Source organism: Aeromonas sp. 600527, assembly GCF_049175415.1.
GTDB lineage: Bacteria > Pseudomonadota > Gammaproteobacteria > Enterobacterales > Aeromonadaceae > Aeromonas > Aeromonas veronii_A.
The window spans coordinates 1-14,652 of record NZ_JAAKVA010000005.1; the positions used below are offsets into that span (position 1 = coordinate 1).

The 14,652-nt window shown below is 60.9% G+C and carries 12 protein-coding genes and 2 tRNA genes; 4 read left to right on the top strand and 10 right to left on the bottom strand.

The features are described from left to right. From G5154_RS08420 to pncC, 8 genes are all read right to left on the bottom strand, one after another. Positions 1-77 (bottom strand) — tRNA-Arg (locus tag G5154_RS08420). Between the two features lie 3 nt (positions 78-80). After that, positions 81-173 (bottom strand) — tRNA-Ser (locus G5154_RS08425). A 214-nt stretch (positions 174-387) separates the two neighbouring features. Continuing rightward, complete coding sequence (gene csrA / locus G5154_RS08430) at positions 388-576, bottom strand: carbon storage regulator CsrA (protein ID WP_005336053.1); 189 nt, start codon at positions 574-576, stop codon at positions 388-390. Between the two features lie 103 nt (positions 577-679). Continuing rightward, positions 680-1,918, bottom strand: a complete 1,239-nt coding sequence (locus G5154_RS08435; protein WP_124241561.1) for an aspartate kinase — start codon at positions 1,916-1,918, stop codon at positions 680-682. A gap of 16 nt (positions 1,919-1,934) precedes the next feature. After that, the gene (gene alaS / locus G5154_RS08440; protein WP_042033273.1) at positions 1,935-4,559 is read right to left on the bottom strand and encodes an alanine--tRNA ligase; all 2,625 of its coding nucleotides are present in this window, start codon (positions 4,557-4,559) and stop codon (positions 1,935-1,937) included. A 295-nt stretch (positions 4,560-4,854) separates the two neighbouring features. Continuing rightward, complete coding sequence (locus G5154_RS08445) at positions 4,855-5,364, bottom strand: regulatory protein RecX (RefSeq protein WP_421250879.1); 510 nt, start codon at positions 5,362-5,364, stop codon at positions 4,855-4,857. A gap of 44 nt (positions 5,365-5,408) precedes the next feature. Beyond that, complete coding sequence (gene recA / locus G5154_RS08450; protein WP_040068994.1) at positions 5,409-6,473, bottom strand: recombinase RecA; 1,065 nt, start codon at positions 6,471-6,473, stop codon at positions 5,409-5,411. Between the two features lie 80 nt (positions 6,474-6,553). Further along, a complete protein-coding gene (gene pncC, locus G5154_RS08455) occupies positions 6,554-7,045 on the bottom strand; it encodes a nicotinamide-nucleotide amidase (protein ID WP_005357800.1) in 492 nt (163 codons plus the stop codon). 250 nt (positions 7,046-7,295) lie between these two features. Here pncC and mutS point away from each other — a divergent pair, with 250 nt between their 5' ends. Beyond that, positions 7,296-9,878: a DNA mismatch repair protein MutS gene (gene mutS, locus G5154_RS08460; protein WP_421250805.1), complete on the top strand. Its 2,583-nt coding sequence runs from the start codon at positions 7,296-7,298 to the stop codon at positions 9,876-9,878. Between the two features lie 104 nt (positions 9,879-9,982). On the opposite strand, the gene ydiK is transcribed toward mutS, so the two are convergent. Next, positions 9,983-11,074, bottom strand: coding sequence for an AI-2E family transporter YdiK (ydiK, locus tag G5154_RS08465; protein ID WP_216952793.1), 1,092 nt, complete (start codon positions 11,072-11,074; stop codon positions 9,983-9,985). Further along, positions 11,071-12,450, bottom strand: a complete 1,380-nt coding sequence (locus G5154_RS08470; protein WP_421250806.1) for a phosphatase PAP2 family protein — start codon at positions 12,448-12,450, stop codon at positions 11,071-11,073. The genes ydiK and G5154_RS08470 overlap by 4 nt, the downstream gene beginning before the upstream one ends. 185 nt (positions 12,451-12,635) lie before the next feature. On the opposite strand from G5154_RS08470, the gene G5154_RS08475 reads away from it, so the two are divergent. The 3 genes from G5154_RS08475 (at position 12,636) to hslO (ending at position 14,626) form a co-directional block, all read left to right on the top strand. Further along, the gene (locus G5154_RS08475; RefSeq protein ID WP_421250807.1) at positions 12,636-13,013 is read left to right on the top strand and encodes a hypothetical protein; all 378 of its coding nucleotides are present in this window, start codon (positions 12,636-12,638) and stop codon (positions 13,011-13,013) included. Between the two features lie 252 nt (positions 13,014-13,265). Then, positions 13,266-13,664 carry a ribosome-associated heat shock protein Hsp15 gene (hslR, locus tag G5154_RS08480; protein WP_139748038.1) on the top strand — a complete coding sequence of 133 codons (399 nt, stop codon included), beginning with the start codon at positions 13,266-13,268 and terminating at the stop codon, positions 13,662-13,664. Between the two features lie 77 nt (positions 13,665-13,741). Continuing rightward, complete coding sequence (gene hslO, locus G5154_RS08485; RefSeq protein ID WP_421250880.1) at positions 13,742-14,626, top strand: Hsp33 family molecular chaperone HslO; 885 nt, start codon at positions 13,742-13,744, stop codon at positions 14,624-14,626. Positions 14,627-14,652 lie beyond the last annotated feature (26 nt).

Consider the following 14,652-nt stretch of genomic DNA (forward strand, 5'->3'; position numbering starts at 1 on the left):
TGGTGCGCCCGAGAGGATTCGAACCTCTGACCACCTGGTTCGTAGCCAGGTACTCTATCCAGCTGAGCTACGGGCGCAAATGGCGGAGAAGGGGGGATTCGAACCCCCGATGCGGGTATAAGCCGCATACTCCCTTAGCAGGGGAGCGCCTTCAGCCTCTCGGCCACCTCTCCGTTTGCGGGGCTGATAATACTTCACAGGGATTTTTAGTCAAACACTTTTTTGGAGAAAAAAGTGCGTTCGCTCAGCATTTAGTCAAAGCGTGGAATATTCAAACAATATCGGCACTTATCCCGCAGTTTCGCGCCCTGCAGGGCGATTTCAGGGGCCGAGAAAAAACAAAAGGCGACACATGAGGTGTCGCCTTGTCACAGCCATGAAAGTGGCTTAGAAGCCCGGTTGGCCCGGAACTTTCTCGGCCTGGATGCGCTGGTAGATCTCTTCGCGGTGTACGGAGACCTCTTTCGGCGCGTTAACACCGATACGAACCTGGTTGCCTTTAACGCCCAGTACGGTGACAGTCACTTCATCACCAATCATCAGGGTTTCCCCAACACGACGAGTCAAAATAAGCATTCGCTTGCTCCTGTATCCTGTTTTGTTTTTATATCGATATGCGACATTATCTAACAAAGATACCGATATGGTAAATGGTTGAAACTAAATCAATCAGAGATTGTTAGCCCAAGGGCTGCTCTTGCGGTGCCTGATCCAACCCGAAAGCCGCGTGCAGGGCTCGCACCGCCAGCTCCAGATACTTCTCGTCAATCACCACAGAGATTTTGATTTCAGAGGTCGAGATCAACTGCATGTTGATCCCCTCCTCGCCCAATACCTTGAACATGGTGCGCGCAACACCGGGATGGTTCCACATGCCGACACCGACAATGGAAACCTTGGCAATTTCGCCATTTCCCTGCACGCAGGAGGCGCCAAGTTCGGTTGCGGTCTCCTCCAACAGAGCCCGGGCGCGGCGATAGTCGTCACGATTCACCGTGAAGGTGAAGTCGGCGGTGCCATCTCCCAGGGTGTTCTGCACAATCATGTCGACATCAATGTTGGCGTCGCTGATCGGATTCAGGATCTGCGCAGCTACGGTTGGTCTGTCCGGCACGCCCAGAATGGTCAGACTGGCCTCGTTGCGGTTAAAAGCGATCCCGGATACCAGGGGAGCTTCCATCCTCTCACCTCCATATGTGATTAAGGTTCCCTCTCCATCGATAAAGCTCGACAGCACCCGCAGCGGGACGCGGTACTTGCCCGCAAACTCCACCGAGCGGATCTGCAACACCTTGGCGCCGAGACTGGCCATCTCCAGCATCTCCTCGAAGGTGATGGTGTCGAGACGACGCGCCTTGGGCTCGATGCGCGGATCCGTGGTGTATACCCCATCCACATCGGTAAAGATCTGGCACTCATCGGCCTTGATGGCCGCCGCCACGGCAACCGCCGTGGTATCCGAACCGCCGCGGCCCAGCGTCGTGATGGCGTTATGCTCGTCACGGCCCTGGAAACCGGCGATCACCACCACCTTGCCCGCAGCCAGTTCGGCATGAACCAGCTCGGTGTCGATGTGGGTGATGCGCGCCTTGCCATAGGCGGAATCGGTATGAATCCGCACCTGATCACCGGTCATTGAGACCGCAGGACAACCGCGTTTGTTCAACGCGATCGCCAGCAGTGCTATGGTGACCTGCTCACCGGTGGAGACCAGTACATCCATCTCGCGCCGGTTGGCATCAGGATCCAGTTGCTGGGCCATGCCCAGCAACCGGTTGGTTTCGCCCGACATGGCGGAGACAACCACCACCACGTCGTGTCCCTGGGCGCGGGTCTGCTCGACCCGCTCAGCTACCGCCTCGATCCGCTCCAGTGTGCCGACCGAGGTGCCGCCGTACTTCTGTACATAGAGTGCCACAGATCACCTCGCCCGATTACAGGCGCTCTTCCAGCCAAGAGTGAACGGATTGCAGCGCTGCCGGCACCGCCTCAGGCTGGGTACCACCCGCCTGTGCCATGTCCGGACGGCCACCGCCCTTGCCACCCACCTGCTGGGCAACCAGATTGACCAGCTCACCGGCCTTGACCTTGCCGGTCAGGTCGTTGGTGACGCCCGCGATCAGGTTGACCTTGCCGTCGGCACAGGTTGCCAGCAGCACAACACCGGACTTCATCTGGTTTTTCAGCTCGTCCAGCATGCCGCGCAGGGATTTCGGATCGGCCCCTTCCAGCGCTGCAACCAGCACCTTCTGACCGTTGATCTCGATCACCTGACCCAGCAGGTCGTTGCCGGCCTGAGCGGCCAGCTTGGCCTTGAGCTGCTCCAGCTCGCGCTCCATCATCTTGGCCTTGTCCAGCATCTGGCGAACCTTGTCGGCGATGCAGAACTGGTCGCCTTTCACCAGGGCGGCAGCCTCTTCAATCTGCTCGCCAACCTGATGCATGAAGTCGATAGCCGCTTTGCCGGTCACCGCTTCGATACGGCGCACGCCAGCCGCGATACCGCTCTCGGCGATGATCTTGAAGAAGCCGATATCACCGGTACGCTTGGCGTGAGTACCGCCGCACAGCTCGGTGGAGTAGTCGCCCATGCGCACCACTCGCACGTCGTCTTCATATTTCTCACCAAACAGCGCCATGGCACCGGCGGACTTGGCCGCTTCCAGATCCATCAGCTGGGTGGTGATTTCGTGGTTGGCGCGGATCTGGTTGTTGACCAGCTCCTCGACCCGGCGAATGGTCGCCATGGTCAGCCCCTCGAAGTGGGAGAAGTCGAAACGCATGCGCTCGGCTCCAACCAAAGAACCTTTCTGGGTGACATGCTCGCCCAGAGCCTGACGCAGGGCAGCGTGCAGCAGGTGAGTCACGGAGTGGTTCAGGGCGATGGCCTGACGACGGTCAGCGTCTACCACGGCCTCAACCTCGGCCCCTTTCTCCAAGGTGCCCAGCTCCATGTAACCCTTGTGGATGATCGCCTTGCCCGCTTTTAGGGTGTCGGTTACGGCAAAGATGCCGTCGTCCACTTTCAGGGTACCGCTGTCGCCAATCTGGCCACCGGACTCGGCGTAGAAGGGGGTCTCTTCCAGCACGATGACTGCTTCGTCACCGGCGATAAGACCGCTCACCTCTTCCACACCCTTGTAGATGCCGACCACGCGAGTGCGCTCGCTCAGGGTCTTGTAACCGGTGAAGGGGGTCTCGAAGTCGAGCTTGAGCATCTCGTTGTAGTTCACGCCGAAGCTGGACGCTTCCTTGGCACGAGCACGCTGCTTCTCCATCTCGGCCTTGAAGCCCTCTTCATCGATGCCGATCTCGCGCTCGCGCACCACGTCGGCAGTCAGGTCAGCCGGGAAGCCGTAAGTGTCATAGAGCTTGAACACCACTTCGCCCGGAATAACCTTGGCATCGCCCAGGTTGGCCAGAGCATCTTCCAACAGCAGCAGACCGCGATCCAGCGTGCGGACGAACTGCTCCTCTTCGATGCGCAGCACGCGCTCGACCAGCGGCAGCTGGGCGATCAGCTCGGCAGCGACATCCTTCATCTGCACTGCCAGCTCGGCAGCCAGTTTGTAGAAGAAGACATCGGTAGCGCCCAGCTTGCGACCGTGACGCACGGCGCGGCGGATGATGCGGCGCAGCACATAGCCACGGCCTTCGTTGGACGGCATCACGCCATCTGCCACCAGGAAGGCGCAAGAGCGGATGTGGTCAGCGATGACGCGCAGGGACTGGTTGCTCAGATCGGTGGTGCCGACAATCTCGGCCGCTTTCTTGATCAGCGCCTGGAAGATGTCGATTTCGTAGTTGGAGTGCACACCCTGCATGATGGCGGAGATCCGCTCCAGACCCATGCCGGTATCCACGGACGGACGGGGCAGCGGCTCCATAGTGCCGTCAGCCTGACGGTTGAACTGCATGAAGACCACGTTCCAGATCTCGATGAAACGGTCACCATCCTCTTCCGGTGAGCCGGGACGGCCACCCCAGATGTGATCGCCGTGGTCATAGAAGATCTCGGTGCAGGGACCGCACGGGCCGGTATCGCCCATCGCCCAGAAGTTGTCGGAAGCGTAAGGGGCACCCTTGTTGTCACCGATGCGCACGATGCGATCGGCCGGGACACCGACCTCTTTTTCCCAGATATCGAAAGCTTCATCGTCAGTCGCGTAGACGGTCACCAGCAGGCGATCTTTCGGCAGCTGCAGCACCTCGGTCAGGAAGCCCCATGCAAACTTGATGGCATCCTGTTTGAAGTAGTCACCGAAGCTGAAGTTGCCCAACATTTCGAAGAAGGTGTGGTGACGAGCGGTATAGCCGACGTTTTCCAGATCGTTGTGCTTACCACCGGCACGCACGCAACGCTGGGAAGTCGTCGCGCGATTGTAGGCACGCTTGTCTGCGCCAAGGAACACATCCTTGAACTGGTTCATACCCGCGTTGGTAAACAACAGGGTCGGGTCGTTATGCGGTACCAGCGAGCTGGAGGAGACAACCTGGTGCCCCTGGGAACGGAAATACTCGAGAAACGCAGCGCGAATCTCTGACGTGGACATATACATGGAAAATCCTGCTTGATTCGAATACGGACTTTTAACCGCATTAATGTAAGTTTTCTGCGGGGTAAAGTAAAACGGACAGGGCCGCCACGGGCGAAAAAGCGCACATAAACGGGCCAGAAAAGAGCGCCACTGCTCACAGTGGCTTTTTCCACCGTCGAGAGGCAAAAAAGCCGCGCACAAAGAGGGATGAGATGAACAAAAGACGGTTTTTTCGGAATTGCGCTCGCAACCTACTGAGCCGGCAGGAAAAACCTGCCACAAGGAGAGGTAAGACGACTGTTGCCACGCAGTGGCGTTACTCCTCCCGCTCCTGCAGGGCAGAGATAGCGTAACGTGCCTGATCCTGGGTAAAACCGCGCCCCAGCAGATATTTGAGCCACTTCATCCGCAGCTTGAAATCCGCCAGATCGGCCACCCGGGCGCGCCGTTCGAGCAGGGCAAACGCCAGTTCGAACCAGTCCAGCTCCGGCTGATCGAATGCGGCATCAATCTGCATATCGTCGAGTCCCTTGCGGCGCAGATCGAAGCGGATCTTGATGGGGCCATGCCCCTTGGCGGCACCGGCCCGTACTGCCATACCGCCGTAACGCTCGTCATTGACCCAGTTGTAACCGCGGCAGTAGTCGACCACCGCCTCGATCACCTCTTCATTGAAGCCCTGCTGGCGCAGGCGTCTAGCCAGCTCTGACTCGGCACTCTCGCGACGGGCCAGACTGCGCATGGCAAAGGCGCGAGCGGCGGTAAGCTGCTCGGCAAAGGTCGGCTCGGCAGGTTCGACCGGTTCGGTAACGGATTCATCAACCATCATAAATAACAAGGCCGGGTATCTACCCGGCCTTCCTTTGTTCCTTATTCGAACTCTTGTTCGCTTTCGGCATCGAACTCTTCTGCCTCAACCGGTGCAGCCTTGTCATCGACTGGCACGGCACCGGAGAGCAGCAGCTCGCGCAGGCGGGCTTCCACTTCGCCAGCCATCACCTTGTTCTCGGCGAACAGCTTCATCACGTTGGCCTTGCCCTGGCCGATCTTCTCGCCGTTGTAGCTGTACCAGGCGCCGGCCTTGTCGATCAGCTTGTGCTTGACACCGAGATCCACCAGCTCGCCCTCTTTGGAGATACCGGCACCGTAGAAGATCTGGAATTCAGCCTGCTTGAAGGGCGGGGCAACCTTGTTCTTGACCACTTTAACGCGGGTCTCGTTACCGACCACTTCGTCACCTTCCTTGATGGCGCCGATACGACGGATATCCAGACGCACTGAGGCGTAGAACTTGAGCGCGTTACCACCGGTAGTGGTCTCCGGGCTACCGAACATGACGCCGATCTTCATCCGGATCTGGTTGATGAAGATGCACAGGCAGTTGGCGTTCTTGATGTTGGCAGTCAGCTTGCGCAGCGCCTGGGACATCAGACGGGCCTGCAGACCAACGTGGGAGTCACCCATCTCCCCTTCGATTTCCGCTTTCGGCGTCAGGGCCGCCACGGAGTCGACGATGATGACGTCAACCGCGTTGGAGCGAACCAGCATGTCGCAGATCTCCAGCGCCTGTTCGCCGGTATCCGGCTGGGAGATCAGCAGGTCGTCGACGTTGACGCCCAGCTTGGCAGCATAGATAGGGTCGAGGGCGTGTTCCGCATCGACGAAGGCACAGGTTTTGCCCTTCTTCTGGGCTTCCGCGATCACCTGCAGGGTGAGGGTGGTTTTACCGGAAGATTCCGGGCCGTAGATCTCGACGATACGGCCACACGGCAGACCGCCAATGCCCAGCGCCACGTCCAGCGAGAGGGAACCGGTAGAGATGGCTTCGATATCCATGGTCTTGCTGTCGCCCAGACGCATGATGGAACCTTTGCCGAACTGCTTTTCAATCTGACCCAGCGCAGCCGCCAGTGCCTTCTGTTTGTTCTGATCCATGCCAATCTCCGCTGGAAATCGTGAGTAAGAAGTGAAGTTGGGCTAAGTATACTGTCTATTCATACAGTATCAAGCCCAATTTATCTGAGCAGGGCCAACAGACCCGACAAGGCCTGTCTCACCGCCTGCTGGCGTACCTGTCGGCGATCCCCGTCGAAGCGGGCGAGCAGGGAGTGGTGACGGCCGTTGCGGTCGGCCCAGGCGAACCAGACGGTGCCGACCGGCTTGCCTTCGGTGGCGCCGCCGGGGCCAGCGATGCCACTGATAGCAACGCTGATGGAGGCAGACGAGTGCGCCAGCGCGCCGCGGGCCATCTCCAGCACCACCGCCTCGCTCACTGCACCGTGCTGTTCAAGGCTATCGCTGCTCACCCCCAGCATCTGCTGTTTGGCCTCGTTGGTGTAGGTGACAAAACCGCGATCGAACCAGCCGGAGCTACCCGCGATGTCGGTGATGGCGCTGGCCACCCCGCCGCCGGTACAGGATTCGGCGGTCGCCGCCAGCCAGCCCCGTTGACCGAGGGCCCGTCCCAGCTCGATGGCAAGGTGCTCTATCTCTGCATCCAGTTTCATCACGACTCCTTATGATCCGCTCAAGGGGCACATTATGCGATCCCGCTAGCGCCGCCCGCAACCACGGCAGACCGCCCTTGCCTGCCGCAATGTGAGGTGCCGCACCGGTGTCATGCCTTCAATAGTGCAGAACAACCGCGCCCGGAACACCCGCTCCCCCGGCGCGGCGCTTATGTGTAGAATGGCGCCATCAAGCTTAAGGCTCATCACCGCAGACCCGGGCCCGCAGAGGCCCCTTCTGGAATAGAACATGACCGCACAACACCAAGCTACTGGCGCTGCGCCAAGCGCCAATCTCAGCGCCCACACGCCCATGATGCAGCAGTATCTGACCCTCAAGGCCGAGAACCCGGAGATCCTGCTGTTCTACCGGATGGGCGACTTCTACGAGTTGTTCTATGACGATGCCCGCAAGGCCTCCCAGCTGCTCGATATCTCCCTGACCAAGCGTGGCCAGTCAGCTGGCAGCCCCATCCCGATGGCGGGTGTTCCCTATCATGCCATCGAGGGCTATCTGGCCAAGCTGGTGCAGCTCGGCGAATCGGCCGCCATCTGCGAACAGGTGGGGGATCCCGCCACCAGCAAGGGGCCGGTGGAGCGCAAGGTCATTCGCATCATCACCCCGGGCACCGTCTCCGACGAGGCACTGCTCAGCGAGCGACAGGACAACCTGATCGCCGCCGTCTACCACGATGGCCGCCGCTTCGGCTATGGCACCATGGATATCGGCTCCGGACGCTTCTTCATCAACCAGTTCGAGAAAGAAGAGACCCTGCTGGCGGAGCTGCAGCGCACCAATCCGGCGGAGCTGCTCTACCCCGAATCCTTCGCCTTCCTGCACCACGTCGAGGGTCGCCGTGGCCTGCGTCGCCGCCCGGAGTGGGAGTTTGAGCTGGGCACCGCCCGCAAGCTGCTCTGCCAGCAATTCGGCACCCAGGATCTGGTGGGCTTTGGCGTCGAGCAGAGCGAGACTGCCCTGTGCGCCGCCGGTTGCCTGATGCAGTACGTCAAGGACACCCAGCGCACCGCCCTGCCCCACATCCGCAACGTGCGCCTCGAACAGCCGGATCACGCCGTCATCATGGATGCCGCCACCCGCCGCAATCTGGAGCTGACCCAGAATCTGGCCGGTGGCTACGAAAATACCCTGGCCGAGGTGCTGGATCGCACCGCCACCCCCATGGGCAGCCGCCTGCTCAAGCGCTGGATCCACCAGCCGATCCGCGATCGGGTGATCCTGAAAGGTCGCCAGAGCACCATCAAGGAGCTCATTGAGCAGAACCTCTACGACGAGTTGGGCAACCTGCTGCGTCAGGTGGGTGATGTGGAGCGGGTGCTGGCCCGTCTCGCCCTGCGCTCGGCCCGCCCGCGCGACCTCACCCGCCTGCGTCAGGCCTTCGCCCAGTTACCCGAGTTGCAGCGCCTGCTGGCGGACAACGAGCACGAAGCGGTGCAACAACTGGCCGAGCGGGCCAGCACCTTCCCCGAGCTGCTCGACCTGCTGGAGCGCGCGGTGATGGAGGTGCCGCCAGTGCTAATCCGCGATGGTGGCGTCATCCGTGACGGCTTCAATCAGGAGCTGGACGAGCTGCGGGATCTCGCCAACGGCGCCACCGCCAGCCTCGCCCGCATCGAGGAGCGGGAGAAGCTGCTGACCGGCATCAATACCCTCAAGGTGGGCTACAACAAGGTGCACGGCTTCTACATTGAGGTGAGCCGCGCCAACAGCCATCTGGTGCCGGCCCACTACATCCGCCGCCAGACCCTCAAGAACAACGAACGCTACATCATCGATGAGCTGAAGAAGTACGAGGACAAGGTACTCACCGCCCAGTCCCAGGCGCTGGCGCTGGAGAAACGGCTCTACGAAGAGCTGCTCGATGCCCTGCTGCCCCACCTCGGCGATCTGCAGGATTCCGCCGCCGCACTGGCGGAGCTGGACGTGCTGGCCAACCTGGCCGAGCGGGCCGAGACCCTCGACTATCGCTGCCCGACCCTCATCGATGAGGATCAGATCCTGATCGAGGCGGGCCGCCATCCGGTGGTTGAGCAGGTAATGACAGATCCCTTTATCGCCAACCCTATCCGGCTGGAGCGTGAGCGGCGGATGCTGATCATCACAGGCCCCAACATGGGCGGTAAATCGACCTACATGCGCCAGACCGCGCTGATCGTGCTGCTGGCCCATATCGGCGCCTTCGTGCCCGCCGACAGCGCCCGCATCGGCCCCATCGACCGCATCTTCACCCGCATCGGAGCGTCAGACGATCTCGCCTCCGGCCGCTCCACCTTTATGGTGGAGATGACCGAGACCGCCAATATCCTCAACAACGCCACCGCCCGCAGTCTGGTGCTGATGGACGAGATTGGCCGCGGCACCAGCACCTACGACGGTCTCTCGCTGGCGTGGGCCTGCGCCGAACAGCTGGCGAGCAAGATTGGCGCCTACACCCTGTTCGCTACCCACTACTTCGAGCTGACCCGCCTGCCCGAGCTGATGAGCGGGCTGGCCAACGTCCATCTCGATGCGGTGGAGCACGGCGACACCATTGCCTTTATGCACGCGGTGCAGGAAGGGGCGGCCAGCCGCTCCTACGGCCTGCAAGTAGCGGCACTGGCGGGGGTACCCAAATCGGTGATCCAGCAGGCCCGTCACAAACTGCATGAGCTGGAGAGCGCCACTCCGGCCGCCGCCGGTGAAAGCCGCCCGGCTCCGGTGACCCTCGCCCCGCAGCCTCATCCGGTGGTGGAAGAGCTGGAAGCAGTGCGCCCGGACGAGCTCACCCCGCGCCAGGCACTGGACCTGCTCTATCGCCTCAAGCAGATGCTGTGAACAACCGCTGCGGCTCAGGTATGAAACAACTGGCCTGACGCTGTCATCATCAACAAAAGAGCCGCCCATCGGGCGGCTCTTTGCATCGTCTTTTTATAGAACCGTCAATCTATACTGGGCGCTGCCGCGATATGGGTCGCCTCTGACTGGTGGTCACCCTCCTTGATCCAGGCATCCAGCAAGGTATAAGCCACAGCCAGCACCACGGGGCCGATAAACAGACCGATGATCCCCATCGCCAGCAGGCCGCCGATAACCCCCACCAGAATGAGAATGAGGGGCAGATTGGCACCGCGTTTGATCAGGAAGGGACGCAGGAAGTTGTCCATTGTGCCGGCGATCAGCGACCAGACCAGCAGGAAGGTGCCCCAGGTAGTATCACCGCTCCAGTAGAGATAACCGACACAGGAGATCAGCACCGGAAAGGGACCTATCTGGGCGACGATGAGCAGGAACATTACCACCACCAGAACCATGGTGTAGGGGATGCCAGCGATCCACAGCCCCACCCCGGCCACCGAGGATTGCACCAGCGCAGTAACCACCACCCCCATGGCCACGGCGCGGATCGCCTGGGAAGCCAGCACGGTCGCATTGTCACCGCGATCCCCGGCCAGCCGGTGGGCAAAGCGGCGAATGCCGGTCGCCACCACTTCACCGGAGTGATAGAGCAGACCACAGATACCGACCGTCAGCAGGAAGTGGACCAGCAGCATGCCCAGATTACCGGCCTGAGCAGCCAGCCAGCGCGCCGTCTGACCGAAGTAGGGCGCCAGCTTGGCAAACAGCACCTGACCACCGCTCGCCAGAATTTGCTGCCAGAAGTCATAGAGCTTGCCGCCCACCAGCGGGATCTGCTGCAACCAGAGCAGCTCGGGCGGAGGCGACTGGCTGATATTGGTCCCCAGTTCGATCAGCATGGGGGCTTTCTCCGCCACATTGGCCAGTGTCATAAAGAGCGGAATGACAAACATCAGCAATAGCACCAGGCTCATAAAGAGAGCGGCCAGCGCACGCTTGCCCCACAGCAACCGCTGCACCATCAACATCAGTGGCCAGGTAGCGATGGTGATCATGGTGGCCCACACCAGTGCGGGCAGGAAGGGGCGCAGCACCATAAAGCAGGAGATGATCAGGAGGCTGAGAAACAGCACCCCCAAGGTTATCTTGGCCAAATCCACTTTTTTCATATTCATAGAGTTCCCCTTGCAGGGCGTCCGCCCCTGGGTCGTGAGTCTTGTTTCAAGAGAGAGAGTATCCACCAGAGGCCGACGCTCAACCAGAGCCCCAGCCCGAAAAAGAGCACAAACTGTCCAAGCAGTATGATCAACGAGCTACTGGTCAGCAGCGGCAACAGCCACAGGCCGGCACCGATCAGCAAGCAGCCCGCCAGCACAACGCCCCCTGTAAGCAGCGGGGGATAACCAGCTCGAACGAGGGCCGCATTTCCCCCGAGCCAGAGGCCCAGCGCTACCAGCCCGATACCGGTCAGATGGGCCGATTGGGTCAGTCCCCCGAGCGCCAGCGCCGCGGCAATCAGCAGCAACCAGCCTGCCACAAGCCCATCCGTACGCCAGCAGGGACGAGCAGCCAGCAGTATGGCGCCCATCAGCAGCCCCGCCACTACGTCAGAGATAAAGTGTGCCCCAAGCCAGACCCGCGCCAGACCGGTGGTAAGGGCCAGCAGCAGCGCCAGCGAGTAGGCCAGCCCGCGCCGGGCAGGCCAGAGCCAGCCAAGCAGCGCGCCCCAGAACAGCAGGGCCGAGGCGGTGTGACCGCTCGGCATGCCAAAGCCCTGGGCACTGTGAGTCGCCAGTTCAGGTTGCAGATGGAAGGGGCGCGGCCAGCCGATCCCCTCCTTGCTCGCCTGCACCAACAGCCCGAGCCAGAGCATGGCAAAGAGCAGCTGGCGCAGCCGTGGCCACCCCAGCAGCGGGAGCAGCAAAGGTATCAGGGCAAGCTGAAAGCCGCCTGAACCAAACAGATTACTGACCGACAGCCACCAGACATCGGGCCCCAGCCACTGTTGCAGGCGCATCATCAGCGGGATCTCGGCCTGATGCAGCGCATTGCCCTGCGCCACGAAATCGGCCTGCCAGTGCACCTCGCTCTCGGGCAGCTCGCCAAGCCGGGCTTGCAGCCAGTCGAGCTGATCCGGGAAGCGGCGCTGTGCGCGGGGCAGCTTGTCCACCGCGATCAAGCGGGCGTTGAGGATCTCCCCGCCCAGATTGGGGGCCTGCAGCAGCGAGACAAAATCGGAATCTTGCTGGGCGACGATAGGCTCCAGAGTGCGGCAGGCAAAGACCTGCGCTTTCTGCCAGCGGCCAAGATCCGCGACGACTTCGCCGCGCAGGCCGGTCTCTTCATACAGCTCGCGCAGCGCCGCCTGTTCGGGGCGCTCATCGCCATCTATGTAGCCGCCGCTCAGGCTGTAGCGGGAGGAGATGCGATCCTGCACCAGCAGCAATTGATCCTGATGGCGGATGGCGCAGACTGCCGCCGTCGGTTCGGCGCTCAGGGCTGGCAGAGCGGTAAACAGCGCCAGCAACAGTAAAAAGAGGGTTCTCGACATCAATTTGCTTTCCCTATGCACAATGGCGACAAGCCTCCCAGAAATCAGATAGTTGGGCAATGCTGGCAGCCTGTTTAGCGCTGATCCGGCCATGATGGCCGCACCGGGAAGATTGCGATGAGCGAGGGCACTCCCTACTATTGGCGGCTATCTTCAATGTCATGCAGCAACCGCTGGAGCCCTCCATGAGACAGTTCGGCTTTTTCCTCGGCATCGCCATCGGTGTCATCCTGATCCTGTTCGGCAGCATCGTCATCTTTCAGGCCCTGCCTGCGGCACTGGACGTGCTGGAGATGCCAAGCAGCATCCCGTTCGTGCGCGAGGTCTACACCTGGCTGATGACCAGCGCCAACGGCCTCACCGCCCAGCTGGAGCAGAACTTCCTGGAAGCGTTCCAGACCGTGCTCAAGCTGATCCTGCTCATCACCTTCATGTGGGTCTGCGTCAAGCTGGTCAACATGGGGGTGCTGATTATCCGTGCCGGGGTTGACCTGATCCGCACCGCCATCGCCCACAGCGAAGGCAAGGAGGAGAAGAAAGTCGAACCGCAGGATCGCTTCTGATCACCGACCTGACCGGCCAATTGCACTGAACGATGGCGCCCCGCGAGGGGCGACATCTTTTATGCAACATATGGCAGGCAATCTACCCCTTACGGCCAGATCCCCCGCTTTTCCCTTGTTAATCAGCAAACTGCCCATATGTTGCGTGGTCAGGACAACAGCGGGGCACGCCTTCGCTGCCGGCCGGTTTCTATCCAGCGGCCCGCCTCTGGTATAATCGACCACCCCTTTTCCCCGTTATGGAGCCGGTTCATGGCCAATCATCCGGAAAGCGCCCTTGAGGTTCGTCTCGACAAGTGGTTGTGGGCGGCCCGTTTCTACAAGACCCGCTCCATTGCTCGGGATCAGATAGACGGGGGCAAGGTGCACTACAATGGTCAGCGCAGCAAACCGGGCAAACAGGTGGAAGTGGGGGCACTGATCCGCTTCTGGCAGGGGCAGGACGAACGCGAAGTGCGGGTGCTGGCCTTGAGCGAGCAACGCAAATCGGCCCCGCTGGCCCAGCAGCTCTATGAAGAGACTGCCGAGAGCCTGAAAAAACGGGCCGAGAACAGCGAGGCGCGCCGCTTCAACAGCCAGTTTGCCCCCAGCCCCGAGCGCCGCCCCGACAAGCAGGAGCGACGCCAGTTGCTCAAGGTCAAACAGTACTGACCGACCCCGATTTGATACCGGGCTGGCATCAACCCCAGCCCGCCCGATTTACCTCACCGAAAAGCTAGGAATACATGATGAGCAACCAAGATCTGCTGTATCGCTATCTGTTTGAAGAGTACGAAGTACGTGGCGAGCTGGTCCAGCTGGATCACACCTACCGCCACGTGGTGGAAGCCCAGAGCTACCCGGTGCAGGTGCAAAAGCTGCTGGGCGAGCTGCTGGTCGCCACCAGCCTGCTGACCGCTACCCTCAAGTTTGAAGGCTCCATCACAGTGCAGCTGCAGGGCGATGGCCCGGTGCGTCTGGCCGTGATCAACGGTGACAACAACCAGCAGTTGCGCGGCGTGGCACGCTATGAGGGCGAGCTGCCGAGCGACGACAAACTGCAGAGCCTGATCGGCAACGGCCAGCTGGTCATCACCATCACGCCGGAACAGGGCGAACGCTATCAGGGCATCATCGCGCTGGACGCCGACACCCTGGCTGGCTGTCTGGAGCACTACTTCGCCCAGTCCGAACAGCTGGCGACCAAGCTGTGGATCCGTACCGGTTCCCATGAAGGGCAACCCCGCGCCGCCGGCATCATGCTGCAGGAACTGCCAGCCCAGAGCGAGGATCACAGCGACGACTTCGAGCACCTGACCCAGCTCACCAGCACCATCAAGGATGAAGAGCTGTTTGGTCTGGAAGCCGAAGAGATCCTCTACCGTCTCTACCATCAGGACAAGGTGCGGGTGTTCGATCCGCAGGCGGTCGAGTTCCGCTGCACCTGCTCCCGCGAGCGCTGCGAAGGGGCCCTGCTGCAGATAGAAAAGGAAGAGGTGATGGATATGGTGCAGGAGCTCGGCAAGATCGACATGCACTGTGATTATTGCGGCGCCCAGTACCAATTTAATGGGATCGATGTCGAAACCCTGTTCAGCAGGGCTCCCGGCAATGATGCAAACAAGTTACACTAATTAAAGGCGGGCAAAACCCGCCTTTA

Coding starts and splice junctions, on each gene's coding strand:
- G5154_RS08475 (WP_421250807.1), top strand. CDS start 12,636: ATGAGACAGTTCGGCTTTTTCCTCGGCATCGCCATCGGTGTCATCCTG.
- pncC (WP_005357800.1), bottom strand. CDS start 7,045: ATGAAACTGGATGCAGAGATAGAGCACCTTGCCATCGAGCTGGGACGG.
- alaS (WP_042033273.1), bottom strand. CDS start 4,559: ATGTATATGTCCACGTCAGAGATTCGCGCTGCGTTTCTCGAGTATTTC.
- csrA (WP_005336053.1), bottom strand. CDS start 576: ATGCTTATTTTGACTCGTCGTGTTGGGGAAACCCTGATGATTGGTGAT.
- G5154_RS08445 (WP_421250879.1), bottom strand. CDS start 5,364: ATGGTTGATGAATCCGTTACCGAACCGGTCGAACCTGCCGAGCCGACC.
- mutS (WP_421250805.1), top strand. CDS start 7,296: ATGACCGCACAACACCAAGCTACTGGCGCTGCGCCAAGCGCCAATCTC.
- recA (WP_040068994.1), bottom strand. CDS start 6,473: ATGGATCAGAACAAACAGAAGGCACTGGCGGCTGCGCTGGGTCAGATT.
- ydiK (WP_216952793.1), bottom strand. CDS start 11,074: ATGAATATGAAAAAAGTGGATTTGGCCAAGATAACCTTGGGGGTGCTG.
- hslR (WP_139748038.1), top strand. CDS start 13,266: ATGGCCAATCATCCGGAAAGCGCCCTTGAGGTTCGTCTCGACAAGTGG.
- hslO (WP_421250880.1), top strand. CDS start 13,742: ATGAGCAACCAAGATCTGCTGTATCGCTATCTGTTTGAAGAGTACGAA.
- G5154_RS08470 (WP_421250806.1), bottom strand. CDS start 12,450: ATGTCGAGAACCCTCTTTTTACTGTTGCTGGCGCTGTTTACCGCTCTG.